Source organism: Mesorhizobium sp. NFR06 (assembly GCF_900115245.1).
GTDB lineage: Bacteria > Pseudomonadota > Alphaproteobacteria > Rhizobiales > Rhizobiaceae > Mesorhizobium.
The window spans coordinates 22,543-45,951 of the sequence record NZ_FOVT01000027.1; the positions used below are offsets into that span (position 1 = coordinate 22,543).

General features: G+C 62.6%; 25 protein-coding genes. 12 read left to right on the forward strand and 13 right to left on the reverse strand.

Annotation, left to right across the window (positions count from 1 at the left end):
• Positions 1–61: 61 nt before the first annotated feature.
• Positions 62–1,642: a glycosyltransferase family 39 protein gene (locus F3H96_RS28985; protein ID WP_149805068.1), complete on the reverse strand. Its 1,581-nt coding sequence runs from the start codon at positions 1,640–1,642 to the stop codon at positions 62–64.
• Positions 1,643–1,844: 202 nt separating this feature from the next.
• Here F3H96_RS28985 and F3H96_RS28990 point away from each other — a divergent pair, with 202 nt between their 5' ends.
• Positions 1,845–2,549 carry a hypothetical protein gene (locus F3H96_RS28990; RefSeq protein WP_149805069.1) on the forward strand — a complete coding sequence of 235 codons (705 nt, stop codon included), beginning with the start codon at positions 1,845–1,847 and terminating at the stop codon, positions 2,547–2,549.
• Positions 2,550–2,603: 54 nt separating this feature from the next.
• Here the strand turns inward: F3H96_RS28990 and F3H96_RS28995 are convergent, their stop codons facing one another.
• The 3 genes from F3H96_RS28995 to F3H96_RS29005 all read right to left on the reverse strand — a co-directional run bounded on the left by F3H96_RS28995 (position 2,604) and on the right by F3H96_RS29005 (position 4,842).
• Positions 2,604–3,371 carry an RES family NAD+ phosphorylase gene (locus F3H96_RS28995; protein ID WP_149805070.1) on the reverse strand — a complete coding sequence of 256 codons (768 nt, stop codon included), beginning with the start codon at positions 3,369–3,371 and terminating at the stop codon, positions 2,604–2,606.
• Positions 3,331–3,708: an MbcA/ParS/Xre antitoxin family protein gene (locus tag F3H96_RS29000; RefSeq protein ID WP_149805071.1), complete on the reverse strand. Its 378-nt coding sequence runs from the start codon at positions 3,706–3,708 to the stop codon at positions 3,331–3,333. The genes F3H96_RS28995 and F3H96_RS29000 overlap by 41 nt, the downstream gene beginning before the upstream one ends.
• Before the next feature lie 63 nt (positions 3,709–3,771).
• Complete coding sequence (locus F3H96_RS29005; RefSeq protein WP_149805072.1) at positions 3,772–4,842, reverse strand: diguanylate cyclase; 1,071 nt, start codon at positions 4,840–4,842, stop codon at positions 3,772–3,774.
• 320 nt (positions 4,843–5,162) lie between these two features.
• On the opposite strand from F3H96_RS29005, the gene F3H96_RS29010 reads away from it, so the two are divergent.
• Complete coding sequence (locus tag F3H96_RS29010; protein WP_149805090.1) at positions 5,163–5,582, forward strand: GFA family protein; 420 nt, start codon at positions 5,163–5,165, stop codon at positions 5,580–5,582.
• Between the two features lie 78 nt (positions 5,583–5,660).
• Positions 5,661–6,020, forward strand: coding sequence for a diacylglycerol kinase (locus F3H96_RS29015; protein ID WP_149805073.1), 360 nt, complete (start codon positions 5,661–5,663; stop codon positions 6,018–6,020).
• A 22-nt stretch (positions 6,021–6,042) separates the two neighbouring features.
• Here the strand turns inward: F3H96_RS29015 and F3H96_RS29020 are convergent, their stop codons facing one another.
• Complete coding sequence (locus tag F3H96_RS29020) at positions 6,043–6,642, reverse strand: DedA family protein (RefSeq protein WP_149805074.1); 600 nt, start codon at positions 6,640–6,642, stop codon at positions 6,043–6,045.
• Positions 6,639–7,202, reverse strand: coding sequence for a DUF1003 domain-containing protein (locus F3H96_RS29025; protein WP_149805075.1), 564 nt, complete (start codon positions 7,200–7,202; stop codon positions 6,639–6,641). Before F3H96_RS29025 ends, F3H96_RS29020 begins: the two co-directional genes overlap by 4 nt.
• Before the next feature lie 89 nt (positions 7,203–7,291).
• Between F3H96_RS29025 and F3H96_RS29030 the strand changes: the two genes are divergently transcribed.
• The 5 genes from F3H96_RS29030 to F3H96_RS29050 all read left to right on the forward strand — a co-directional run bounded on the left by F3H96_RS29030 (position 7,292) and on the right by F3H96_RS29050 (position 14,110).
• Positions 7,292–8,005, forward strand: a complete 714-nt coding sequence (locus tag F3H96_RS29030; protein WP_149805076.1) for a DNA-3-methyladenine glycosylase I — start codon at positions 7,292–7,294, stop codon at positions 8,003–8,005.
• A gap of 201 nt (positions 8,006–8,206) precedes the next feature.
• The gene (locus F3H96_RS29035) at positions 8,207–9,886 is read left to right on the forward strand and encodes an NAD+ synthase (protein ID WP_149805077.1); all 1,680 of its coding nucleotides are present in this window, start codon (positions 8,207–8,209) and stop codon (positions 9,884–9,886) included.
• Positions 9,887–9,903: 17 nt separating this feature from the next.
• Entirely contained in the window at positions 9,904–10,317 is a 414-nt protein-coding gene (locus tag F3H96_RS29040; protein WP_149805078.1) for a GNAT family N-acetyltransferase, read from the forward strand.
• A 377-nt stretch (positions 10,318–10,694) separates the two neighbouring features.
• Complete coding sequence (locus F3H96_RS29045; RefSeq protein ID WP_149805079.1) at positions 10,695–12,500, forward strand: ABC transporter ATP-binding protein; 1,806 nt, start codon at positions 10,695–10,697, stop codon at positions 12,498–12,500.
• Between the two features lie 440 nt (positions 12,501–12,940).
• On the forward strand, positions 12,941–14,110 hold the full coding sequence (locus F3H96_RS29050) for a hypothetical protein (protein WP_149805080.1): 1,170 nt from the start codon (positions 12,941–12,943) through the stop codon (positions 14,108–14,110).
• Between the two features lie 160 nt (positions 14,111–14,270).
• On the opposite strand, the gene F3H96_RS29055 is transcribed toward F3H96_RS29050, so the two are convergent.
• From F3H96_RS29055 to F3H96_RS29070, 4 genes are all read right to left on the reverse strand, one after another.
• Positions 14,271–14,759, reverse strand: a complete 489-nt coding sequence (locus F3H96_RS29055) for an NUDIX hydrolase (RefSeq protein WP_149805081.1) — start codon at positions 14,757–14,759, stop codon at positions 14,271–14,273.
• Between the two features lie 259 nt (positions 14,760–15,018).
• On the reverse strand, positions 15,019–15,519 hold the full coding sequence (gene gpt / locus F3H96_RS29060; RefSeq protein ID WP_095765134.1) for a xanthine phosphoribosyltransferase: 501 nt from the start codon (positions 15,517–15,519) through the stop codon (positions 15,019–15,021).
• A gap of 213 nt (positions 15,520–15,732) precedes the next feature.
• A complete protein-coding gene (locus F3H96_RS29065) occupies positions 15,733–16,566 on the reverse strand; it encodes a universal stress protein (RefSeq protein ID WP_149805082.1) in 834 nt (277 codons plus the stop codon).
• A 135-nt stretch (positions 16,567–16,701) separates the two neighbouring features.
• Positions 16,702–17,442: a competence/damage-inducible protein A gene (locus F3H96_RS29070; RefSeq protein ID WP_149805083.1), complete on the reverse strand. Its 741-nt coding sequence runs from the start codon at positions 17,440–17,442 to the stop codon at positions 16,702–16,704.
• 167 nt (positions 17,443–17,609) lie between these two features.
• Here F3H96_RS29070 and F3H96_RS29075 point away from each other — a divergent pair, with 167 nt between their 5' ends.
• Positions 17,610–18,548, forward strand: a complete 939-nt coding sequence (locus F3H96_RS29075; RefSeq protein ID WP_244620203.1) for an alpha/beta hydrolase — start codon at positions 17,610–17,612, stop codon at positions 18,546–18,548.
• A 319-nt stretch (positions 18,549–18,867) separates the two neighbouring features.
• Here F3H96_RS29075 and F3H96_RS29080 read toward each other — a convergent pair whose 3' ends face one another.
• From F3H96_RS29080 to F3H96_RS29090, 3 genes are all read right to left on the reverse strand, one after another.
• On the reverse strand, positions 18,868–19,107 hold the full coding sequence (locus tag F3H96_RS29080; protein WP_149805084.1) for a DUF2188 domain-containing protein: 240 nt from the start codon (positions 19,105–19,107) through the stop codon (positions 18,868–18,870).
• Positions 19,108–19,132: 25 nt separating this feature from the next.
• Complete coding sequence (locus F3H96_RS29085) at positions 19,133–19,411, reverse strand: DUF982 domain-containing protein (RefSeq protein WP_149805085.1); 279 nt, start codon at positions 19,409–19,411, stop codon at positions 19,133–19,135.
• An 87-nt stretch (positions 19,412–19,498) separates the two neighbouring features.
• On the reverse strand, positions 19,499–20,602 hold the full coding sequence (locus tag F3H96_RS29090; RefSeq protein WP_149805086.1) for an NADH:flavin oxidoreductase/NADH oxidase: 1,104 nt from the start codon (positions 20,600–20,602) through the stop codon (positions 19,499–19,501).
• A gap of 153 nt (positions 20,603–20,755) precedes the next feature.
• Between F3H96_RS29090 and F3H96_RS29095 the strand changes: the two genes are divergently transcribed.
• The 3 genes from F3H96_RS29095 to F3H96_RS29105 form a co-directional block, all read left to right on the forward strand.
• The gene (locus F3H96_RS29095; RefSeq protein WP_149805087.1) at positions 20,756–21,334 is read left to right on the forward strand and encodes an NUDIX domain-containing protein; all 579 of its coding nucleotides are present in this window, start codon (positions 20,756–20,758) and stop codon (positions 21,332–21,334) included.
• Positions 21,335–21,646: 312 nt separating this feature from the next.
• Positions 21,647–22,813 carry a sulfite oxidase gene (locus tag F3H96_RS29100; RefSeq protein ID WP_149805088.1) on the forward strand — a complete coding sequence of 389 codons (1,167 nt, stop codon included), beginning with the start codon at positions 21,647–21,649 and terminating at the stop codon, positions 22,811–22,813.
• Between the two features lie 298 nt (positions 22,814–23,111).
• A partial coding sequence (locus F3H96_RS29105; protein WP_149805089.1) for a hypothetical protein occupies positions 23,112–23,409 on the forward strand: 298 nt, incomplete at its 3' end.

Genomic DNA, 23,409 nt, shown 5'->3' on the forward strand with positions numbered 1-23,409 from the left:
GGCGCTGGCAACGAGCCGGCGCCTTCTCTATTTTGGCAGACGGATTAGTCCGGACCGCTGGTCATTCCGGGTCGGGCGGTCCGGCGGGGTCGCCAGGGAAACTGGTCCTGCCGGGCGGAATGACGGCAAAATTGATAGGCAAGGGCGGTGCCTTGAGCGACCAGTCGAAAAACACCGTCTTGACCGGCAGGCCGGCAGTCCAGGCCTGCTGTTGCGCGGAGAGTTTCCAGCCCTTTGGCCATACCAGCAGCATGCCCTGATCGTGCAGGCGCTGGACCGTGATCCAGGGGGCAAGGCGCCGGTCGAGAGTAGTGAATATCGAGGGTTGGTCCGGAGCTTCGAGCCCGGCAAGCCTGGCGGCGACGTCGTCGCCGCCGACGATGCGCAGCGGCGCCGATACCGTCTCGTGCCAGACCGCATCGGCCGCCTGCGAGATCGATCGCGCCGGCCAGCACACGGGCTGCAGGCGACCGAGGATGTTGCAGCTGGTCCAGCGGGTTGCCGCATAGGCGCTCGATATTCCGACCACGCACAGCAGTGCCAGCACCGTCAACCGGCGCAACTCGGCTGGCCCCAGTCGCTGGCCCAAGAGCGCAATCGCCAGGGCGCCGACGAGATTGTACATCGTCGCTCCCCAGGATTCGCCGGTGCCTGTAAACAGCGAGGCGACCATGATCAGCAGCGCCGGCCCCAGGCCCATCCATGCCAGGTAGACAACCGCGCGCCGCTCGGGGGCGGGGTGGGTCGATAACGGTTCCTGCGCGGGGCTTGTTTGCCGGCGCAGCAGGCCGGAGAGCGCGAGAACGACGGGAACGGCGGACAGACCGGCAAGCTGAACGCCGATATAGTAAAGTCGGGCGCGGTTCGCGACCACCCATGCGTTGCGATGCTCGGCATAGGTCAGCGGCAGGAAATCGAGGCGGAAAAGCTCGATCGCCAGCGGCGCCGCGGTGCCGAGAAAAATCGCAAGGCCAAGCCATGGCCACGGGGTGGCAAGCCTGCTTCGGGCACGGACGTCGTACAAAATCCAGAGGCCGCCGAACGCCAGCAGCAAAGCCGTCGAGAACTTGGCATAGAGCCCTATGCCGGAAACGAGGCCGAGGGCGAGCCACCAGCCGGGCCGTCCGTCGCGCGCCGCGCGCCACAACAGCCATGAGATGCCGGCCCAGAACGGCATCTGGGCATAGTCATGGTTGAATTGCGGGGTGGGCCAGCCGAAGAAATAGATCGCGGGCATCAGGAGCACGGCGGCGAGCGCGCGGGTCGGCCCCATGATGTCGCGCGCCAGAAGATAGACCAGGACGAAAGTCGTCGAGACCAGCAGTTGCGACAGCATATATTGCGGCCAGCGGAACGAGCCGGTCAGGAGATGGCTTATCTCGAGCAGCCAGCAGGGCAGTTGCGGGTGCTTGTAGGTCAGCAGCACCCATTCTCGGCCCCACATGAAACCCTCGACGACGTCCCCTGGCGGGCCAACATTGACGAGTGCCGGCATCACGGTCCAGCAGGCGATCTGGGTAAGGCACAAAAACGCCAGCAATCGCCATGGGCGCCGGACCAGGCCGCTCCATAACGACGACAGATGGCCTTCCGCCGCGGTCGCGGCCGGCCAGACATGCGCGGACTCGCTGGTTCTCGACATACGAGCCTAAAATCACACCGGTGGATCGCTGAATAGCCCGATAGCAGAAGCTTACGAAAATGTATGCTGCCGCAACATTGTAAAACCAAGATTGCGTTGGAACCCGTCGCCGGCGCTTCGGGTAAGACCGTGGCCGGCCGGTCATTGCCGGGGCGGCCGCCGCTGCTCGGAGCGCTGAGGTCCCAGCCAACCAGGTGCCATCATGCGTCACCAGCATGCCATCATCCATCACCGCGGGCTCGACTTCTGGTCGGCGCGTGCGGCGGTTGTCGTCATCATCTGCCTGCAGCTTCTGGTCATCAACAACCTGTCCTTCGGTCCGCGCTGGCTGGCCCCGACGGCCGAGGCGGCGTTGCTGGCGCCGTTGTCGATCGCGACGGCCTGGACACAAATGGCGACCCGAACGGCAGTCGATCACGAACATTGGTACACGATCGGCCAATTGCGCCTCTACATCCGCCGCACGGCACTGGTGATGACCGGCGTCATCAGCGTCATGAATTGCGGATCGCTGGTGTTGCTGGTGCGGGCGCTGCTCGAGGGGCATGCCGGGGCCGGCACGACGCTTCTCGTCGACGCGCTCAACATCTGGGTCACTAATGTGATCGTCTTCGCGCTATGGTTCTGGAGCACCGACCGGGGCGGTCCGCCGACCTGTGGCCTGGTCAAGCGCGCGCATGCCGACTTCCTGTTTCCGCAAATGACGTTGCCCGATCGCGAGATACAAGGCTGGCTGCCGGGCTTCGTCGACTATTTTTTCCTGGCTTTCACGAACGCCACGGCGTTCTCGCCGACCGACACCTTGCCGCTCACCCAGCGCGCGAAGCTCTTGATGATGGCCGAGGCGATGATCTCGCTCCTGACGATCGCGCTGGTGGCGGCGCGTGCCGTGAACATCCTGGCCTAAGCTGCGTCGATATTCAGGTGAGGCCGCCCCGACCTCTCAACACAGCTTCCGAGTTCAGTGACCGCGCTCCCAGCGCATGGCGGCCAGTCGCGGATCGGCAAAGGCAGTGCGTGAGAATTCGAGGCGTTTTTCCGGAAATTCGCAGATCGCCTGGATGCCGAACGAGCCGATGCGGATGCGCCAGGTCTGCGGCTCCAGCGGCTTTGCCCTGGTAAAGCCCTTGCATGTCAACAGGGCGATGTTGGCGCCCTTCGGATCGCGCACCGAGCGATAACGGATCGCCTGCAGCTCAGCCTCGCGGGCGACATCGGCGATCGCCTGGCAGGCGGTGTAGTCGGTGGCGTGCGTCCAGGCTTTTTCATCGCGGCCGATCGGCGGCCGCGTCAAGTCGATGGCGCTGTTGCATTTGATCGCGGCGGCGAAGGCAGTGTATTCCGCCGCATCGTTCGGCCATTGCGTCGCCGGCGATTCCGCGAAGAACAGCAGGCGGTAGAAGGCCATTTCCGCCACCGCCGTCAGCACCGTCTCGGCGGCATAGTAGACGCCTTTCGTCTTGCCCGCGCGACGGAAGCGCGAGCCGTGCGGATAGACGGAGCCGTAGCGAAAGGGCGTTGCCAAAAGATAATGGAGATGGCGGCATTCCAGCGGGATCTGCGGCTTGGTGTCCTCGATGAGGTCCTCCAGCAGCGCCTGTTCGTCGAGCGTGTCGACGAGCTTGAGGGTCGAAACGCGATGTTGCGCCTCGACCATGCGCCAGTATTTGCCTTCGAGCCTGACGGCCTCAGACGAGAGCGCGCCGGGAGTCCAGGTAGGCAATGACATCGACAAGTCCGGCAATCGTCAGGATTTTTTCGAGCGGCGTGCCGTCGAGCGTGGTGTTGGGGTTCTTCAGCCACGCCCTGGCAACGGTCGCGTCGCCGCCGACGATGGCGTCGAGCGAGCGGAACAGACGAACGAACAGCACCGCCAGCTCGAACGGCTTGGTGCCGCGTTCGAGCAGGAATTGTTGCTTGCGCATGCGCGAGACCGTTGCTTCCGACACGCCGATGACCAGGGCGAGTGTCCTGGCGGTGATGTCGAGCAGGTCGGCCGCGCGCAGCGTGGCCTTGGTGATGACGGCATTCTCGGCCGCGGTCGCGGCCGCGACTGGACGTGGCATGAGCGCACCTTTCATTTCTGTGGAAAATATAGTCCACAAAAATTCGTCTGGAAAGGGACCGATTCAGTCTTTCTTGTAAAGCAGCCAGCCCTTGCCGGGGCGGCCTGCCATCGCTGAATGCTTGGTCACCCGGTTACGACCGCCGAGCTTGGAGCGATAAAGCGCCCGGTCCGCCTTGGTATAGAGATCTTCGGGGCTCTCAGCCTCCGAGGCCATGCAGATGCCCAAGGATACGGTAACGGTGCCGTAGTTCATGCCGGTCTGGCTGCTGGTAAATGGGGTCTGCTCGATCAGCGCGCGGATGCGCTCGGCGATTTCGCATGTCGCTTCCTCGCTGGCGCCCTCGACGATAAACGCAAATTCCTCGCCGCCGGTGCGCGCGACGAACATGTCGGCACGAACGCTGGATTGGAAGATCTCGGCGATGATCTGCAGGATCCTGTCGCCGACCGGGTGCCCGTAGCGATCGTTTATATCCTTGAAATGATCGATATCGGCAAGGATCAAGGCATTGAACAGGATGCCGCGATTGCTGTTGTAGATCCGGGTGATCTCCTTGTCGAAAGCGCGGCGGTTCCACAGCTGCGTGAGCGGGTCCGTGTCGGCAAGCCGCTTGTATTCCTCGAGCTTCGACTTGACGCTTTCAAGCTCGGCCGTCTTTTCGCTGAGCGTGCTGGCGACCTGGCGGCCGTGATCGATCGTTGAGCTGGTGGCGGCCGACATCGCGCCGGCGATCTTGTGCAGGAGCTCCTGCGAGAGCAGGCTGCGATTGCTCAATCCACTCGATGTCTCGTCGAGAATGCGGCCGTATTTCTCGATATGCGTGTGTTCGTTGCGCAGCAGCGCGGCGATTTCCTCGAGTTCCCTGGCGATCAAATCCCGCGCATGTTCGACAATGGCGGGACCGTGATGCTGCGGGAAGAAGGTGCGTCCGATGCGATCGAGGTCCTCCTGCGTCGGGCGGCTGCTCAACGAGACGACGGCAAGGCCGAGTTCGTGATTGCTGCCGCTGAGCGCTTCGTAGAAGATCTCGTAGTTGCGCGGCAGGCCAAGCACGCCGAGCTGTCGCATCGTCGCCACGACTGTGCTGGCGATGTCGGTATTCCTGTCGGTAGGGTTGGCTGCCGGTTGCATGTCTGTTCACTGTCCCTTCAGTGCGACCGGAGACCTGCCACCGCCGGGAGTCGCTCATACGGGGATTCGAACCGGAATGCGATTGCGCCGGTGCGTCCCCTATCACGACCATCGCTTGTGGAAACCATAAATGCGTTATCGCTAAAGTTTCCTTAATGGCCTGCATTTCCTCAATGTTTTTGCTACCCCAGGATGCAAGGCCGTGCAGGCGCGGCCTTTGAAACACGTCGCTCCGGTGTCGCATTTGCCTGTGCCCAGCCACCCCAAAACTGAAATGCTATCCGTCAACAATCGGGCGAATGATGCCGAAGGAGGCCGGAATGGATGACAACCACAGCGGATCGTGCCTGTGCGGGGCGGTGCGTTTCAGGACGAGCGGCTCGTTGCGCGGCGTCGTCTATTGCCATTGCTCGCAGTGCCGCAAGCAGAGTGGACATTTCTACGCAGCGACCAACGTTTCAGATGCCGATATCGCAATCTTCGGCACGGAAAACCTCACCTGGTACGAGGCCTCCGCCTTTGCCAGGCGCGGGTTTTGCAAGACGTGCGGCTCGCTGCTGTTCTGGAAGCCATCGGACGATGCTTATGTATCGGTTCTGGCGGGATCGTTCGATGAACCAACGAGCCTCCAGGGTCGGTGCCATATCTTCGCCGGCGACAAGGGCGATTACTATTCGATCGAGGACGGGCTGCCGCAGTTCGAAAAATCGACTCCGTCAATAAAGGTCGCGGACGGATGAATTTTGAAACGGCTGCCTTATTCCCTTGGTCCCGTCATTGCGATATCCCCTGCCGGTGACTCGCAAAGGGGCATGGGCATGCAGCGACTGATCGATGCCTTCATCAATTCAGTTCGGGCCTTCCGCAAGCTGGCCGCGCACGAAAAGGCATTCCAGCAGGAACTGCTGTTGCTCGCTCTCGCCCTGCCGGCCGGTTGGTTCATTTCGGTCTCCTGGCGCGGCTATGCGCTGCTGATCGGCGCGGTGCTGCTGTTGATCATGGTCGAAGTGCTCAACACCGGCATTGAGGCGGCCTGCGACGCGATCTCGCGCGAATTCCACATCGACATCCAACTCGCCAAGGACTGCGGTTCGCTGGCGGTGCTGATTTCGATCGTGATCGCCGGCGGCGTCTGGGGCATCGCCATCATCGAGCGCCTTATCGGCGCGCCGATCTGATGCTTGCCGATCGCTCCGGCGATCAGGATCCTGCCCGGTCTTCCCTGGCGCGTTCGCGTCGGGCAAAGTGGTGGCCGACCAGCCAAGCAATGATTGCGACGCCGACGCCGACGGCAAGCGCAATGAGCAGGCGTTCATGCCGCTCGAACGCCTGGCCCACCATCTCCTCCGCGCCTAGGCCGAAGACGTAGCCGATGCCGCTGAACACGGTCGCCCAGACCGCGGATGAGATGGCGTTGAGGATGACGAAGCGCGGCACAGGCACGGTCGACAAGCCGGCGGCGATACCGCCGACCAGCCGCATGCCGTAGATGTAGCGATTGGTCAGCACGAAAATGTTGGGATGGGTGTTGAGTAGGCGATAGGCGCGGCTGAAGCCGGGCCGCCTGCGCAGCCTTTTCACGTAAGGATGATCGGCGAAGCTGCGGCCGAGGGTGAAGAAGAACGTTTCGCCGGCGAAGGCGCCGAGAAAGGCGGCGATGAAAGTCTGCCAGAGCACGAAGACATGCTGATGAGCGAAGAAGCCGCCGAGGATCGCGGCGCTCTCGCCTTCGGCCACACAGCCGAGGAAGACCGCGATCAGCCCGTATTGCTCGATCAGGCGATGGATGGTCTCAGTCATTTTGTTGCGGGCCGCGCCGAGAGTTTTTCGTCGATGCGCCTGATCTGCTCGGCCATGCGCAGGATTTCGTCACGCATGCCGATGATCTCGCTGTGACGCAGTTCGTCGAGCTTTTCATGCAGGGCCATGATTTCGATCTCGGCCTTCAGATTGACCTCATAGTCATGCGCCGCGTCGATGCGGTCGCGTTCGGTCTGGCGGTTCTGCGACATCATGATTATCGGCGCCTGCAAGGCAGCGACCATCGAGAGCACGAGATTGAGGAAGATGAAGGGGTAGGGATCGAACGCGTCGCGCGACAATAGCCAGGCATTGGCCGAGGTCCAGAGCACCAGAAACGCGATGAAGCCGAGGATGAAAGACCATGAGCCGCCGATCCTGGCGATCGAATCGGCGATGCGGTCGCCGAAAGTCTGGTGAAAGGCGACGGCCTTGTTGGTGTCGCGCGTGATGGTGGTGCGCTCAAGCGTCGATTGAAGCACGCGGCTCTCGAGCGGACCGAAACCCTCCGGCTTGCGCTTGAGCAAACGGTTCGCCACATCTTCGACGATCTTGTTCATGGTCCTCTCCTTCGGCAGAGCGTCATAGACGTAGAGGCTGCCGGGCAGAACGTGAAGTGATAGATTGCCGCTGACAGGCGAGGACAACGATGCTCGATTTCCAGAAAATCCATGCGCGGGCGGCAAAGCGCAAGGGCGGAGAGGCCGCGCTGGCTCCGCTGCTTGGCCCCGCGCCGGACAATATGGCGGTAGCGAAAATTCCCGACGATCGCATTCTCTCCACCATGGCCGAACGCATTTTCGCCGCCGGCTTCGTGTGGCGCGTCATCGAACAAAAATGGCCGGGTTTCGAGGAAGCATTCCTCGGCTTCGAGCCAAAGCGGCTTTTGTTTCAGCCGGACGATTTCTGGCACGAGCTGGCGTCCGACAGCCGCATCGTGCGCAATCCGCAGAAGATCAAATCGGTCCGCGACAACGCAGCCTTCGTCGATCGCGTCTCGAAAGAACATGGCAGCTTCGGCAAATTCATTGCCGGCTGGCCGGCGGACGATCAGGTTGGCCTGACCGCCTATCTCGCCAAGCATGGCAGCCGGCTGGGCGGCAACACCGGTCAGTATTTCCTGCGCTGGCTCGAATGGGACACGTTTGTCGTCTCCACCGACATGGCGGCGGCACTGCGCGATGCCGGCCTCGATATCGCCGAGAACCCGACCTCGAAACGGGATCTCGACAAGATCCAGGCGCAGATCAACCAATGGTCGGCCGAGACCGGCCTGCCGCGCCGCCACATCTCGCGCATCCTGGCCATGTCGATCGGCGAGAACCGGTCGGTGGAGGCGCTGCGCGAGTATATGGCCGACTAAAGGCGCCTCGCGCTGAAACGGATCCGGCCGACGCGCTTTTAACTTCTTGTTTGATGCATGCCGTTGTCACAGAACCGCTGCACACTTCTGGGCGACATGCATTGGACCTGATCGCATTCATGCCCGGCTCGGACCGGTAGGCTCGGATTGGTATAAGCGATCGGCATTGCCCGGCGATTTCAGCCACGCTAAATCCGTTCCATGACCAAGACCGCCCCCGATATCCTGCGCATCGCCGTCGCCCAGCTCAATCCGACTGTCGGCGACGTCGCCGGCAATCTGGCAAAAGCGCGCGAGGCGAGGGCGGACGCGGCGCGCCAGGGCGCCGATCTGGTGCTCTATACGGAGCTCTTCCTCCCTGGCTATCCGCCGGAGGACCTGGTGCTGAAGCCTTCCTTCCTGAAGGCTTGCGAAAAGGCAGCCGAGGATTTCGCGAAGGACACGGCCGATGGCGGACCCGGCGTCATCATCGGCACGCCGCTGAAGCGCAAGTCCGGCACACACAACTCCATCGTCTTCGCCGATGACGGCAAGATCATCGCCGAACGCTATAAGCTCGATCTGCCGAACTATGGCGAGTTCGACGAGAAACGCGTCTTCCAGGCCGGGCCGGAATTGCAGGGTCCGGTCAATTTCCGCGGCGTGCGTATCGGCATTCCCATCTGCGAGGACATCTGGGGCGACGTTGCCGTCTGCGAAACGCTGGCCGAAAGCGGCGCCGAAATCCTGCTGGTGCCGAACGGCTCGCCCTATTACCGCGCCAAGATCGACGTCCGCCATCAGGTGGTCATCCGGCAGGTCATCGAAACCGGCTTGCCGATGATCTACGCCAACCAGCTCGGCGGCCAGGACGAGCTGATCTTCGACGGCGCTTCGTTCGCCATCGGGGCCGATAAGACACTTGCCTTCCAGATGAGCCAGTTCGAGGACGCGGTCGACGTCACCACCTGGAAAAGAAAGGGAGAGACCTGGATCTGCTCGGAAGGGCCGATGTCGAAGATCCCCGAGCGCGAAGAGGCCGATTATCGGGCCTGCATGCTGGGCCTGCGCGACTACGTCAACAAGAACGGCTTCAAGAACGTGGTGCTCGGCCTTTCCGGCGGCATCGATTCGGCGATCTGCGCGGCGCTCGCCGTCGACGCGCTGGGCGAGGAGCGGCTGCGCACCGTCATGATGCCCTATCGGTATACGTCGAAGGATTCGCTCAAGGATGCCGAGGACTGCGCCCGGGCGCTCGGCTGCCGCTACGACATCGTGCCGATCTCCGAGCCGGTCGAAGGCTTCAAGCACGCGCTGACCCAACTCTTCGAAGGCACCCAGGAAGGCATCACCGAGGAAAACCTGCAAAGCCGCGCGCGCGGCACCATCCTGATGGCTATCTCGAACAAGTTCGGCTCGATGGTGGTCACCACCGGCAACAAGAGCGAGATGTCGGTGGGCTACGCCACGCTTTACGGTGACATGAACGGCGGCTTCAATCCGATCAAGGACCTCTATAAGATGCAGGTCTATGCGCTGTCGCGCTGGCGCAACATGCATGTGCCGCCGGGCGCGCTCGGACCCGCCGGCGAGGTCATCCCGAACAACATCATCGACAAGGCTCCGTCGGCGGAGCTGCGCGAGAACCAGACCGACCAGGATTCGCTGCCGCCCTATCCGGTGCTGGACGACATCCTTGAGTGCCTGGTCGAGAATGAGATGAGCGTCGACGACATCGTCGCGCGCGGCCACGACCGCGCCATGGTCACACGCGTCGAACACCTGCTCTACATCGCCGAATACAAGCGCAGGCAGGCCGCGCCAGGCGTGAAGATCACAAGGAAGAATTTCGGCCGAGACCGCCGCTATCCGATCACCAACCGTTTCCGGGACGGCGGCTAGTCCGGCAGGGCGGGGGCATGCAAGACATAGAAATCAGTTTCGACCTGTCGCGGATCGATTTCCGGGCGACCTCCGACCAGCTCATGCAAAGCTACTGGGGCGCGTCCCGAACCGACGAGGCCCACCATCGCGCCTTCGACAACTCGCTTTGCGCCGGCGCCTATATCGACGGCAAGCAGGTCGGGTTTGCCCGCGCGATCACCGACTATACGGTGTTTGCCTATGTTGCCGACGTCATCATCTGGCCGCAGCATCGCGGACAGGGGATCGGCAAGCGGCTCGTCCAGGCGCTGATCGACCACCCCGAGGTCGGGACGGTGACGCATTGGAGCCTCTCGACCGATGACGCCCACAGCCTCTACGAGAAATTCGGCTTCGAGGCGTCGACCGATGGACGCTACATGCGCCTGGACCGCAAGCCGGCAGCTTGACGGGCGACGCCCATGCAACGCTGCGTTGTTGCAAATTCGTCTCAGTGCTTGGACCAGATGCCGTTTTGGCGACGGGTTGCCTTGGCGATGGGCCGACGTCCCCTTATAAGGACTTCTCCGCGATTCCCTTTCGGGAGGACCGTATGGCAGGAACTGACATCGTTATGCGAGGCTACGAGGCCTAGGTTGGCGTCGGCGCTCCGAGGATTTTTCGGAGAGCCAGACGCGGAACAGGCATTGGCCGCTGCCGGTCGCCGCCTCTGGGCGGGCGGCCTGCCATACTGAACCTCCCGCACACAGAGGCGCCGCAAGGCCTGGGCGCGGGTTTTTCCAATTAGACATTACCGGAATCGGGCTCGTTGCGCCCGCATGACATCATGGCTCGTTTCAAGATCGATCTGCGTGCCAGCGCCTTTCGCACCGTGCTGGGCTTTACATTCCATCATTGGCGCCGCCAGCCGTGGCGGCTTTCGCTCATCATGGGCGCGTTCCTGCTGTCGACGCTCGCCGATGTGCTGACACCCTTTTATTCCGGCCGCCTGGTCGACGCGGTCGCCAGCGGCGCTGGAACCAACGCGGTCGCCTGGGACGCGGCGATGGCGGCGTTCTCGATCCTGATGGGGCTGGCGCTGGCCGGCGTCGTGCTGCGCAATGCCGCCTTCCTGGGGATCGTCGAGCTGACGCTGAAGATGATGTCCGACATCGCCGCCGATGCCTTCCATCGCGTGCAGCGCTTTTCGACGGATTGGCACGCCAACAGCTTCGCCGGATCGACGGTGCGCAAGATTACCCGCGGCATGTGGGCGCTGGATCTGCTCAACGACACGATCCTGATCGCGCTTCTGCCGTCGGTGGTCATGCTTGTCGGGTCGACGCTTCTGCTCGGCTGGTTCTGGCCGCTGATGGGGGCTGTGGTGGCGGCCGGCTCGGTGCTGTTCATCACGGTCACGGCGACACTGTCGCTCGGCTATGTCGCGCCCGCCGCGCGGCTCGCCAACAGCTGGGACACGCGGCTTGGCGGCTCGCTGGCCGACGCGGTGAGCTGCAATGCCGTCGTCAAGGGCTTCGGTGCGGAGGCCCGCGAGGAGGCGCGGCTGGCGCGCGTGGTCGCCAAATGGCGGCTGCGCACCGGCCGCACCTGGATGCGCGGCACGGCCAACGGCTCCACGCAAGGGACGTTGCTGCTCCTGATGCGCGCGGCGGTAATCGGTCTTGCCCTCATGTTGTGGGCCTGGGGGCAGGCGAGCGCCGGCGATGTCGCCTTCGTGTTGACCTCGTTCTTCGTGCTGCAAGGCTATCTGCGCGACATCGGCACGCATATCCGCAACCTGCAGCGCTCGATCAACGACATGGAGGAACTGGTCGACTTCCAGTCGGAGCCGCTCGGCATCGAGGACCGGCCCGGTGCTCGGCCGATCCGGATCTCCGATGGGCATATCGCCGTCGACAAGGTGACGTTCCACTATGGCAATCACCGGCTGCCGCTCTACCGCGATTTCTCGGTCGATATCGCGGCGGGTGAACGCATCGGGCTGGTCGGGCATTCAGGTTCCGGCAAGACGACCTTCGTCAAGCTGATCCAGCGCCTCTATGACGTGAATGCGGGACGAATCCTGATCGACGGGCACGATATCGCGCAAGTCGAGCAGGCGTCGCTGCGCAGCCAGATCGCCATCGTCCAGCAGGAGCCGATCCTGTTCCACCGCTCGCTTGCCGAGAACATCGCCTATGCGAGGCCGGGCGCCACGCAGGCCGAGATCGAGCATGCGGCGAAACTCGCCAGCGCTCATGATTTCATCGTCAATCTGCCCAAGGGCTATGGAACGCTGGTGGGCGAGCGCGGCGTGAAGCTGTCGGGCGGCGAGCGCCAGCGCGTGGCGATCGCGCGCGCCTTCCTGGCCGATGCGCGCATCCTGATCCTGGACGAGGCGACATCGAGCCTCGACTCGGAATCGGAAGTGCTGATCCAGAAGGCGATGGAGCGGCTGATGGTGGGGCGCACGACCCTGGTCATCGCGCATCGGCTGTCGACGGTGCGGGCGCTCGACCGGCTGCTCGTCTTCGATCGCGGCCGTATCGCCGAGGAAGGTTCGCATGACGCGCTGATCCGGCTGAACGGCGGCATCTACCGGCGGTTGTTCGAGCGCCAGGCGCTCGAACTGACCAAAGGGCTTGTCGGCTGAGGACGGCGCCCGGCAGAAGCCGGGCGCCGTCAGCCGCAATGCGGCTTTTGCCCGGGTTCGATACCGGCGAACCGCGACGCGACCGTCGCGAGCGTCGGCGGGCGCGGCTTCCGAAGTCCTGCGGCTCAGAGTATGACGCTCGTGCGAATCGGTCGGCAAAGTCCGCAGCTGCAACCTTACTCTCGTCATGCGGCCAGAGTGACGAAAGGCCGGATTCAAATTCCTTTCCATATACTGAAGTTTTTATTCATTTTATTTGCGATGCCGATACAGATACATAGTTTTTAACGATATTGGTCGTATGTTTACACAAAGGCAATTCAGCTATGGTAGACGCAAGTGCTCCGGAGCCTTTTATAGACATGCCAACCAGTAGGAGATCTTCTTTGGCAGCGTCAGGGTTTCGGCCGCCGGCGCAGGACCTCGTATAGGCATTCACAATGAATATTGCCTCCGCAAATGCCGGTCCGGGAATGGTGGCTGCGCCGTCGGTGGTTGAATCTCAGCATGGCTCGGTTAGGCCGCTCGCCGCCGAAGATCTCGAGCACGTCGCCGCACTCTTCCTGACGAAGTTTCGCCATCGTCGCCGCCTGCGCGAACGCGCGATAGCGCAGACGGCGGAATATATGAGGGAGCTATATCTCGGTGACGGTGAGAGCAAGGCTCTTGTCCAAATCAACCCGCAGGGCCGTTTGGGTGGGTTCCTCGGCGTTCTGAAGGCCCGCTACGAACTCAACGGAACGGCATTGAATGCGGCCATCATCGGGCCGTTCATGGCTGATTCCGGCATCGATCACGGCTGGGCGGGACCGCAATTGCTGCGCGCCCTGCATCAGGGCGAATTCGATCTACAGCTGACAGATTCGGCCAACCGGACATCGCTGGCCTTCGCGCGCCCGATGAAGTACCAACTCCTGCCGGTGCATTGTCTGGAATGGACCTGCATTTTCCGGCCTGGCGCCATGGCCGCGGCGGTGCTGCACCGTAAATGGCCCGGCTTGCCTCGCTTTGCACTCGATTCCTGCGCGCGGGCATTCGACGCTCTTGCAAGACGAAGTTTCGAGCCCCCGCCCCAGCATTCGTCATCACAACGGATCCATCGGGAACCGATCGATGCCGCACAGTTTGCGGAGCGGCTGCCGACACTGACGTCCGATTATGCTCTTCGGCCGCGTTGGAAGGATGGCGAACTGCCACAGCTGCTCGCATTGGCGGCCGAGAAGCGCGCCGACGGCCCACTTCATTTCGGCGGAACTTACGACGAAACGGGCAAGATGCTCGGGTGCTATGCCTTTTACGGCCAGCCCGGCGGCATCGCGAACCTCTTGCAAATCCAGGCGTCGGGATCCCACTGGGCCGCGACGCTGGACGGCCTCATCGCGGCCGCGCGCGAGATGGGCTGCGTGGGCATCACCGGGCAGACACAGGGCCGGTTCATGCCGCAACTCTTCGGCTACAAGGATCTCTTCTTCCGCTATGCCGGGGGCACGATGGTCCGCTCACGCATTGCCGAGGTCGCGGAAGCGGTTCGCTCCGGCGACATCTTCATCGGCGGGTTGATGGGCGATCGCTGGACCCGGCTGAGTTCCGACGATTTCGGCCGCGCCTGAGCACTGCCGAGCCATCTATCGCCTGTTTGAATTCCGGGCCGGAGGGGCTACGGCTAGAGTCTTTCACCGTTTCACGGAAACGGCGAAACGCCCTACCTCTTTGTTTTGACCCAATTCCTGACGGAAAACCGCGTCACACTTTTCCTGGAATTGCTTTGAATCAGGCGAACTTGTGCGGCGCGGCGCAGAAGCCGGCAATGATCTGGCAAAGGTCCGGCTCGTTGACCATTTGGACCGCTTCGGTCGCGCCGACCCATTTGCGCGTTCGTGCGCGCTTCTCTTTCCAGCGATCCGCGACACGCTCGACATGCAGCGGAAAGACAAGCACTTCGCAAGGCACTTCCTCGCCGGAGCCGAGGACCTTGGCATAGAAATAGCGGCCGGCTTCAAGATGCGAGACGGTGCCCCGCAATCCCGCTTCTTCGCCCGCTTCACGCGCGGCTGCCTCGCAAAGCGCCTCCCTGGCCTCCGGCCAACCCTTGGGCAGCACCCAGCGCCCGGTATCGCGGCTGGTGATCAACATGATCTCGACGCCGTCCCGGCCCTCACGCCAAGGCAACGCGGCGACCTGCAGGCGACGAGGCGCCTTGCCGAAAAGTCGCCTGACCCTTTCAGCCACCTGGTCGTGTGATGTCGGCCTCGTCAACATCGGAAGAATCTGCCCCAGCCTCCAGAATCGTTTGCCGCCTTACAAATCTTACGGCGAATTGTGGGCTTTAAAAGTAAAAAACTTCACTCTGTCCGAAAATCGCACCAGAAAAAGTCAATCCCACGAAGTAGACGTGCTCATCGACGCGACTGCACGACACTTTGAAGCTGGATCTTCTGGAGAAAATAGTCGACCGCGCGGTCCATGTGACAGTCCGCGATCCGGCTTGCGACCGGATTCAGCAGGAAATAGCGGCCATTCAGCCGGCGTGATCGTCCGCGATCGGCTTCTGGTAGGTGAAGCCCATGTCCCAGGGAAAGTAGATCCAGGTATCCTGGCTGACCTCGGTGACGAACGTGTCGACCAGCGGCCGGCCCTTCGGCTTGGCATAGACGGTCGCGAAATGCGCCTTTGGCATCATGGCGCGCACGATGCCGGCCGTCTTGCCGGTATCGGTCAGGTCGTCGATGATCAGCACGCCGGCTCCGTCATCGGCGAGCAGTGGCGGCGAAATCTCCTTGAGAACCTGCAACTGACCCTGGCTGGTATAGTCGTGGTAGGAAGCGACGCACACCGTCTCGATGACCCGGATGCCGAGTTCGCGCGCAATGATGGCCGCGGGCACCAGGCCGCCGCGGGTGATGCAGACGATTGCCTTCCACTGTCCCTTGTTGGCGCCGGAAAGCCGCCAGGACAGCGCACGGGCGTCGCGGTGGAACTGGTCCCAGGAGACGGGAAAGGCTTTTTCGGGAAGGGACATGGCTCACGCACTCCGCAAGCGCGCCGACGGCGCGCGAAATTGGTGGAATGCACGCGGAATTAGCCGGAAAGCGCCAGCCTTGGCAAGGGCGAGTCACTGGCAGGGCTGTGGACTTGAAGCATGGCGCGCCGAAACGAATTCAGGCGAGGCGCTGCAGGGTCCGATTGCGCATGTCCGTGCCCGAAACCGGGCTCCTCCGTTCGGGAGGCATGCTTAGCGCGACAGGAAGGCCGCGACGTTCGTCGTGCGCAGCACCGTGCGGGTGACGCCGCCGAACAGAAGCTGGCGCAGCCAGGAGTGGCTGTAGGCGCCGAGCACCAGAAGATCGGCGCCGGACTCGGCGATCCGGGCCTGAATCATGTCGTCGACCGAAGTGCCGCCGGATTTTTGCACGCAGACGCTGACATTGGCGCCGTGGCGCGACAGCGCCGCGGCGATCTCGGCGCCGGCGGCCTCCGGAGATTCATCGAGCGTCTCCGGCGGGTCGATGACGAGAATGTCGGTCTTGTCGGCCTCGGCGATGAAGGGCAGGGCATCGAAAGCGGCGCGAGCCGCTTCCTTGCTGCCGTTCCAGGCAAGCAGCACACGTCTGAAGGTCGTAACCAGCGGCCCGGCATGGGGCACGACCAGCACCGGCCGTCCGGCATCGTAAACCAGCGTGTCGACATCGGCGCTCGGATCGCCACCGGTGTCACGCTGCGCGGCGATGATCAGATCGGCGGCGCGCACGCTCGATATGCCGGTCAGCGCGCTGTCGCCAGAGAAGCTTTCCAGGCTTCGCCATTCGAAGGACAGGCCGGTCTCCTCGACCCGCTTCAGAAAATACGCCTGCAGCTTGTCGGCGCGCTCCTTGTTCATCTCGGCTGAGACCTGCAGGAACTCGGTATCCGGGAAGCCGGTGGCCGATGTGTAGGGGACGGGAAGCGCCTCGGCATGGATGCCGACGAGGTGGCTCTCGAACCTGTCGGCAAGCGGAATGGCGCAATCGAGGACGCGCTCGGCGTCCTGTTCGTTCTGCAAAATGGCGACGATCGTCTTGAAGCGCATGACATCCCCTCAAGTCTGTCGGCGCAACCGCGCCTTTCCCTCATATCTGTCGGCGCCACTGCGCCTTTGGCCGTCAAACGGAGGGAGGGAAGTGGTCCGCCTGAAACGTCGGTAAACCCGATCTGGTTCCGTGGGTCAGCCTGCCTTGGCGAAGCGCCCCACCATCGCCTCGACGTCCTTGCGCGCGGCCTCGAGGGCGTCCTCGCTACGGGCGCGGACGACGAGCTCGGTCCAGAATTTGCCGTCGCCATATTTGGGATAGGAGCCGATGATGGTGCCGGGATGCGCCTTCTGGATGTCGGCCAGCGGTCCGCCGATCAAGCCCTCGCCGACGGGGCAATGCACGGTGGCCGACAGCATCCTGGTGCCGGCCTTGAGCGTCGGCACGACACTGTCGAGCATGGCCTGGAAGATCGACGGCACGCCGGCCATGACATGGACGTTGCCGATACGGAAGCCCGGCGCGACCGAGACGGGGTTGTCGATATGGTCGGCGCCGCGCGGCATACGCGCCATGCGCTTGCGCGCCTCGGTGAATTCGATGCCGCGCCCGGCATAGCTTGCTTCGAGCAAAGCGTAAGCCTTGGCGTCGTACTCGCAGGGCACGCCGAAGGCCTTGGCGATGGAATCGGCGGTGATGTCGTCATGCGTTGGGCCGATGCCACCCGTCGTAAAGACGTAAGTATAGCGGGCGCGCACGGCATTCACCGCGGAGACGATCTCGTCCTCCTCGTCGGGGACGATACGCACTTCCTTCAGGTCGATGCCGATCGCCGTCATGATGTCGGCGAGATGGCCGATGTTCTTGTCCTTGGTGCGGCCGGAGAGGATTTCGTCGCCGATGACGAGCATGGCGGCGGTGACGATTTCAGGCATGGCAGGCTCCGGCGGAAGACGTCGCCTGAGATAACGCGGCCCGCGGCCGGCCGCAATGCGAAAGCAGGATGTGCGCTTGTGGCGGCGGTTGTCGCGGATATGGTGCGGAACGCTCCGACCTGGATGAAAATATGCTGATATCGATTGTCTTGTGGCTGTTCGCTGGCTTGCTCGTCGCGGCCGCGCTTGTCTTGCTGGCCCTGATGCTCATGACCTGGCGGGTCGCGGCGAAGGCCGAAAGACTGGTGCCGACTTGCGGAAAATTCGTCGAGATCGACGGCAACCGCATCCACTACGTGGAACAAGGCGACGGCCGGCCGATCGTCTTTCTGCACGGGCTCGGCGCCCAACTCCATCATTTTCGTCACACACTGTTCGGACGCTTCGGCGCCGGTTATCGGCTGATCGCGCTGGACCGGCCTGGTTCCGGCTATTCGGCTCGGGCAAGCGGCGCGACCGGGCGGCTGCCCGAACAGGCCGAAGTCGTGCGGCGCTTCATCGAGGAACTGCGCCTGGAACGTCCTTTGATCGTCGGCCATTCACTCGGCGGGGCGATCGCGCTTGCGCTGGCGACTGAACATCCGGCAGCGATCTCCGGCATCGCACTGCTTTCACCGCTGACGCATCTGGAAGCGAGGACGGGTCGGGGATTCGACCTGCTCTATGTTCCCACACCGCTGCTGCGACGCCTTCTGGCTCATACGGTGGCGATACCGCTAAGTCTTCGCTACGCACAACCGACCATGAAGTTCATTTTCGCGCCGCAAGCGGTTCCGGCCGACTACATGGTCGCCGGCGGCGGATGGCTCGGATTGCGACCGTCTCACTACTTCGCGACATCCACCGACGTCGTGGCGGTGGAACGGGACCTTGGACAAATCGAGCGACGTTACCGCGCAATATCGATGCCAACCGGCATCCTGTTCGGCACCGGGGATCAGGTGATCGGCGAGGCGGTCCATGGCGAGCCGATGCTGGACGAGATCAAGGATCTCGACTTCGAGCGGGTCGAAGGTCTCGGCCACATGCCGCAATTTGTGGAACCCGAACGGGTCGTCGCCTTTATCCAGCGAGTCGCGGCCCGCGCCTTCGCCAATGAGAGATGATTGCGGCCGCTATTCGCGCCGCGCCTCGCGGTGCGTCACGCAAAAGTGTCGGGCATTTTTCGCGGCTACGCGGATTTCCAGCGGAACCTTGCTTCCAACCCATGGTTCCACGGGCATCGCCATCTGGGGCCGCGGCGCCCGATAGAACACCCTTGGCAACACCGGGACTATCGACCGCTGCGCCGATGCCACGCCCGGTCCGGACGCCAATTCACAACAAAACATCAATGACCATTACTGCGGAAAGTAGATCCGCCTAGCCGCCGGCGGCCGGCATGAAGCCCAAGGACTTTGCCGGTCGCGGTGGCGGTTCCAACCCTCAGTCGGATACTTCGGTCTGCGGGCGGTCGCGGCCGTCGGCCAGTTCGTCGTGCCACGTGCCTTCGGCATCCTCATACTGAATGCCGTCCGTCGTGCCGGCAACCTGCTGTTCGGCCGAGGCGATTTCGGCCGCGCGCAGCGCCTCCTGGTGCGTGCGGAAAGTCTCCGAAAACGTCGAGCCGACCTTGTAGGCCCAGCCGCCATCATGCTCGACGATCTTGTAAGTCAGCTTCGCCATGAAATCCTCCGGTTAAGAAGCCCGCTCAATGCAGCTTTCCGTCAGGCAACCTGTCTTCGGGAACCAGCACTTCGGATTCCCTGGCTGCCTCGACAAGGGCGCGACGCGCGTCCGCTGTCGAACGATAACCTTCCAGCGCTTTGAGGCAAGTGTCGAGAGCATCACGGTGGCGCTGGCCGCGATTGAGCGGCCAAACGGTCATCAGGCACTCGGCGGCCTCGCGGGTGCTGTTTATTTGGCGATATTTGCCGACATGGCCGAGCTCGACCACCACTGGCTTTTCAAAAGGCTTGTTGTCTATCATGGCCGCCAACGTAGAGCGGCCAAATTGGTTGCAGTTGTGGCGAGGATGCTGCGCCCAAACGTCTCAGGACCCCGCTGGCATTTCGGTTCAGCCGGCGGCCTTCATCCAGTGGCGCATCGTTGCCACCGAACGCGCCAGCTGCGGTGCCGGATGGATTTCCTCGCCGAAGGTCGCCGCCGCACGCCAGCCCCAGCGCGGGTCGGCCAGGAACGCACGTGCCATCGCCACCATATCGGCACGACCATCGGCGACGATCGCCTCGGCCTGGCTCGGGTCGTCGATCAGTCCCACGGCGCGCGTCGGAATGCCGGCGCCCTTGCGCACGGCCTCCGCAAGATGCACCTGGTAGCCGGGGCCGGGCGGCACCTGCTGCAGGGGCGAATTGCCGCCGCTGGAGCAGCACAGATAGGCAATGCCCTCGGCCTTCAGCGCCTTGGCCACCTCGATCGCGTCCTCGATGTCGAAACCGCCATCGACCCATTCCTTCACCGAAAGCCGCGCGCCCAGCATCATGGCCGGGGCAGCCTTCCTCACCGCCCGCGCGATTTCGAGCAGGAAGCGCATGCGGTTTTCCAGCGATCCGCCCCAACGGTCGGTGCGCTGGTTGGAGAGCGGCGAAAGGAACTGGAAGATCAGATAGCCATGCGCGGCGTGCAGTTCGGCAAAGTCGAAGCCGGCGCGTCCGGCGCGCACGGCCGACTGCGCGAAACGCGCAACGAGCTGCAGGATCTCGTCATCCTCCAACGCATGCGGCACATTCCAGCCGGTGTCATAGGCGATGGCCGAGGCTGAAACCGTCTGCCAGGGATCTTCGCCCGGCTGCAGCGGACCGCCACCTTCCCAGGGTTTGCGGTTCGAGGCCTTGCGGCCGGCATGGGCAAGCTGGACGCCGAACTTCGTGCCCGGCGGGGCGACGCGCCTGGCGGCGTCGAGGGTGCGCTTGGCGGCCGCCTCGTTGTCGTCGGAGTAAAAGCCAAGACAGCCATGCGAGATGCGCCCGCGCCGCTCGACATCCGTCATCTCGACGGTGACCATGCCGGCGCCTGACATTGCCAGGTTCATCCAGTGATGGAGATGCCAGTCGCTGGCCGAGCCGTCCTCGGCCGAATACTGGCACATGGGCGCTACCGCGATGCGGTTGGGAAAGGTGAGGCCGCCGAGGGTGATCGGCTGGAAAAGCGATGACGTCATGAACCGGCTCCTGGAGAGATACCGCTATCTAGTAAGCCACAGCGCTTGACGCCAGACACGAGCCGGTGAAACGCCTCGCTGGACCAGTCGGTTTCCAGGATTGCGCGGGTGCCCGTTCGCCGCTACCCCTTTGCGGCCAGATCGGAGGTCGTCATGGAAGATCGCGTTCGCATCCTTTCGGAGGAGGTTCTTTCGGACGACTGGGCGGTGTTGAAGAAGACAGTGCTCGACTATCGCCGCCGTGACGGGCGATGGGAGACGCAGACCCGCCAGACCTACGATCGCGGCGACGGCGCGGTCATCCTGCCGTTCGATCCGCAGCGCTCGACCGTGCTCCTGGTGCGGCAGTTCCGCTTCCCGGCTTATGTTACCGGCCACCGTGAACCACTGATCGAGGCCTGCGCCGGCCTGCTCGACGAAAACGACCCCGAAACCGCAATACGCAAAGAGGCGGAAGAGGAGCTCGGCTACCGGCTAAAGGACGTGGAGCGACTGTTTTCGCCCTATATGAGCCCCGGCAGCGTGACCGAACGGCTCTGGTTCTTCGTGGCGCGCTATTCACCGGCCGACCGCATCTCGGCCGGCGGCGGCGCGCCGGAGGAGGGCGAGGACATCGAGGTTCTGGAAATGCCATTGGACGAGGCGCTGGCCGCCACTGCCGACGGGCGCATCGTCGACGCCAAGACGATCATCCTGATCCAGCATTTGATGCTCAACCCTATCAAGGCTTGAGCCTGCCAAGCACGGCTCTGCCGGACACAGCCAGCCGTTGCAGGTCCGTGAACGCAGTCTGAAAATATCCTGACGATCGACGTTCTTTTTGAACAGCCTTGCCCTCGCCACGTACGCGGATAAGGCATATGCTGAAAGTTCCGGTAGGTGACGGAGCCAGCCGACGGGAGCGGGAGACGCCGCCTTAAGCAACGGAGCTTTTCCCGCGCGATCTCAAGATAACCTGCTTCGGCCCAATCCCTTTGGCGATTTGGGCTGAGATTACTTTTATTTACTGGAGGAGAAATCAGCTTTTTACTGGAGGAGAATCTCATGCATTACCTTCAACGACGCGAATTCATCGGTCAAGGCAGCGCCGCCCTTGCGGCCCTGGCATGCTTCCATTCACGGTTCGCCTACGCTTTTCCAAGCAGGGCGGGGGAGACCGTGATTCCATGGCTTGATCAGCCGCTCCCCAATCCCGTTCCGGCCGTCATCCAGAGTCAGCTTGTCTGGGAGGACATGGATTCATGGGTGACGCCTAATGAGAAGTTCTTCAGCATCGCGCATTTTGATCGGCCAACCATTGATGCGAACGCCTGGAAGCTGGAAATCGATGGGTTGGTGAAGAAGCCTCTGAGCTTGTCCCTTGCCGACCTCAAGGCGCGGCCGCGCCAGGAGGTGGTTTTCACCGTAGAATGTTCGGGCAATCACGGTTTTCCATTCTTTACTGGCGGCATTGGCAATGCCCGCTGGGCTGGCACGCCGCTCGCCGCCATACTTGAAGAGGCAGGCGTGAAGGAAAATGGCATCGAAGTTGTTTTTTGGGGCACTGATGTCGGCGATATCGCTCTCAAAGACAACAATCGCGACGTCAAGATGCACCAGAATTTCGCCCGTAGCATGTCGCTCACCGACGCGATGAGCCCCAACAACATTCTCTGCTACGAGATGAATGGGGCCGCTCTGCCGCAACCCAACGGTTTCCCGGTGCGGCTCATCGCGCCCGGCTGGTACGGCATCGCCAACGTCAAATGGCTCAAGCGCATTGAGATTCGCAACACGCGCTTCATGAGTCTGTTGATGGGCCGAGACTACGTGACCATTCGCGAGGAAGAGCACAATGGCGAGACGGTGTGGGCCGAGACCTCGGTCGGCCGTGCGCTGCTGAAATCCGCGCCCGCCAGAGTGACGCGCAGCGATGCCGGATACCGCATCAGCGGTGCGGCCTGGGGTGCACCAATCGCCAAAGTCGAAGTGAAGATCGATGATGGCCCGTGGACCGAGGCGACGATCGACCATAGTGAAGAAGCTGAATTCGCGTGGAAGGTCTGGTACCTCGACTGGAAAGGCCCATCAGAGGGCGAGCATACGGTCACCTCGCGCGCCACTGACACGGCGGGGCAGGTCCAACCCGCGATGGACGATCCTGTTATCGCCAAGAAACATACTTACTGGGAAAGCAACGGACAGATCACGCGCCACATCGGCATCGCTTGACTACGCTAATCTATACGCCGGACACGAGGCCGAAAGAGCTTCACCGGATGAGGAAGTGAGGCGCACAGAAAGGGATCAGTCGCCGGGGCCGTGACATGTGCGAGCTACCTAAGCATGTCCGCTTGCAATCTTGCCGTGACGCCGGACAAACGGCGCCGGACACCCTTTCCCTGATACGAGATTAACAGGAAGTCATAGCCGGCGTTTGCCTGCTCAATTGTGTTTTGACTATTTGGCTTCTCGGGCGCGTAAAATATCAGGTTCGCCCAACCGGGCGGACTAACTCAGGGAGGATGTTATGAAGATGAATCGACGTAATGCTCTCGCCCTTGGGGCCACCTCGTTGGCCGCCCCGCTGTTGGCCGCAAAATCCACTCCGGTGGCGGCCAAGTCCTACGGTCCGACTGATGGCAAAGAGATTTTTCCTGGCGTTCGCCTCGTCGAACGGGGGACACGAGACTCCCGTATCAAAGGGTACAACAAAATCGTCATGGAAGACGTCGTTTATCAGCCGAAGGGAACTAGCCCGCTGGGGGATGTGATGGCCGACGACATGGTCTGCACGGTCACTGAAGGCGAGCTGGAAGTTACGGCCG

Coding starts and splice junctions, on each gene's coding strand:
- F3H96_RS28985 (WP_149805068.1), bottom strand. CDS start 1,642: ATGTCGAGAACCAGCGAGTCCGCGCATGTCTGGCCGGCCGCGACCGCG.
- F3H96_RS28990 (WP_149805069.1), top strand. CDS start 1,845: ATGCGTCACCAGCATGCCATCATCCATCACCGCGGGCTCGACTTCTGG.
- F3H96_RS28995 (WP_149805070.1), bottom strand. CDS start 3,371: ATGTCATTGCCTACCTGGACTCCCGGCGCGCTCTCGTCTGAGGCCGTC.
- F3H96_RS29000 (WP_149805071.1), bottom strand. CDS start 3,708: ATGCCACGTCCAGTCGCGGCCGCGACCGCGGCCGAGAATGCCGTCATC.
- F3H96_RS29005 (WP_149805072.1), bottom strand. CDS start 4,842: ATGCAACCGGCAGCCAACCCTACCGACAGGAATACCGACATCGCCAGC.
- F3H96_RS29010 (WP_149805090.1), top strand. CDS start 5,163: ATGGATGACAACCACAGCGGATCGTGCCTGTGCGGGGCGGTGCGTTTC.
- F3H96_RS29015 (WP_149805073.1), top strand. CDS start 5,661: ATGCAGCGACTGATCGATGCCTTCATCAATTCAGTTCGGGCCTTCCGC.
- F3H96_RS29020 (WP_149805074.1), bottom strand. CDS start 6,642: ATGACTGAGACCATCCATCGCCTGATCGAGCAATACGGGCTGATCGCG.
- F3H96_RS29025 (WP_149805075.1), bottom strand. CDS start 7,202: ATGAACAAGATCGTCGAAGATGTGGCGAACCGTTTGCTCAAGCGCAAG.
- F3H96_RS29030 (WP_149805076.1), top strand. CDS start 7,292: ATGCTCGATTTCCAGAAAATCCATGCGCGGGCGGCAAAGCGCAAGGGC.
- F3H96_RS29035 (WP_149805077.1), top strand. CDS start 8,207: ATGACCAAGACCGCCCCCGATATCCTGCGCATCGCCGTCGCCCAGCTC.
- F3H96_RS29040 (WP_149805078.1), top strand. CDS start 9,904: ATGCAAGACATAGAAATCAGTTTCGACCTGTCGCGGATCGATTTCCGG.
- F3H96_RS29045 (WP_149805079.1), top strand. CDS start 10,695: ATGGCTCGTTTCAAGATCGATCTGCGTGCCAGCGCCTTTCGCACCGTG.
- F3H96_RS29050 (WP_149805080.1), top strand. CDS start 12,941: ATGAATATTGCCTCCGCAAATGCCGGTCCGGGAATGGTGGCTGCGCCG.
- F3H96_RS29055 (WP_149805081.1), bottom strand. CDS start 14,759: ATGTTGACGAGGCCGACATCACACGACCAGGTGGCTGAAAGGGTCAGG.
- gpt (WP_095765134.1), bottom strand. CDS start 15,519: ATGTCCCTTCCCGAAAAAGCCTTTCCCGTCTCCTGGGACCAGTTCCAC.
- F3H96_RS29065 (WP_149805082.1), bottom strand. CDS start 16,566: ATGCGCTTCAAGACGATCGTCGCCATTTTGCAGAACGAACAGGACGCC.
- F3H96_RS29070 (WP_149805083.1), bottom strand. CDS start 17,442: ATGCCTGAAATCGTCACCGCCGCCATGCTCGTCATCGGCGACGAAATC.
- F3H96_RS29080 (WP_149805084.1), bottom strand. CDS start 19,107: ATGGCGAAGCTGACTTACAAGATCGTCGAGCATGATGGCGGCTGGGCC.
- F3H96_RS29085 (WP_149805085.1), bottom strand. CDS start 19,411: ATGATAGACAACAAGCCTTTTGAAAAGCCAGTGGTGGTCGAGCTCGGC.
- F3H96_RS29090 (WP_149805086.1), bottom strand. CDS start 20,602: ATGACGTCATCGCTTTTCCAGCCGATCACCCTCGGCGGCCTCACCTTT.
- F3H96_RS29095 (WP_149805087.1), top strand. CDS start 20,756: ATGGAAGATCGCGTTCGCATCCTTTCGGAGGAGGTTCTTTCGGACGAC.
- F3H96_RS29100 (WP_149805088.1), top strand. CDS start 21,647: ATGCATTACCTTCAACGACGCGAATTCATCGGTCAAGGCAGCGCCGCC.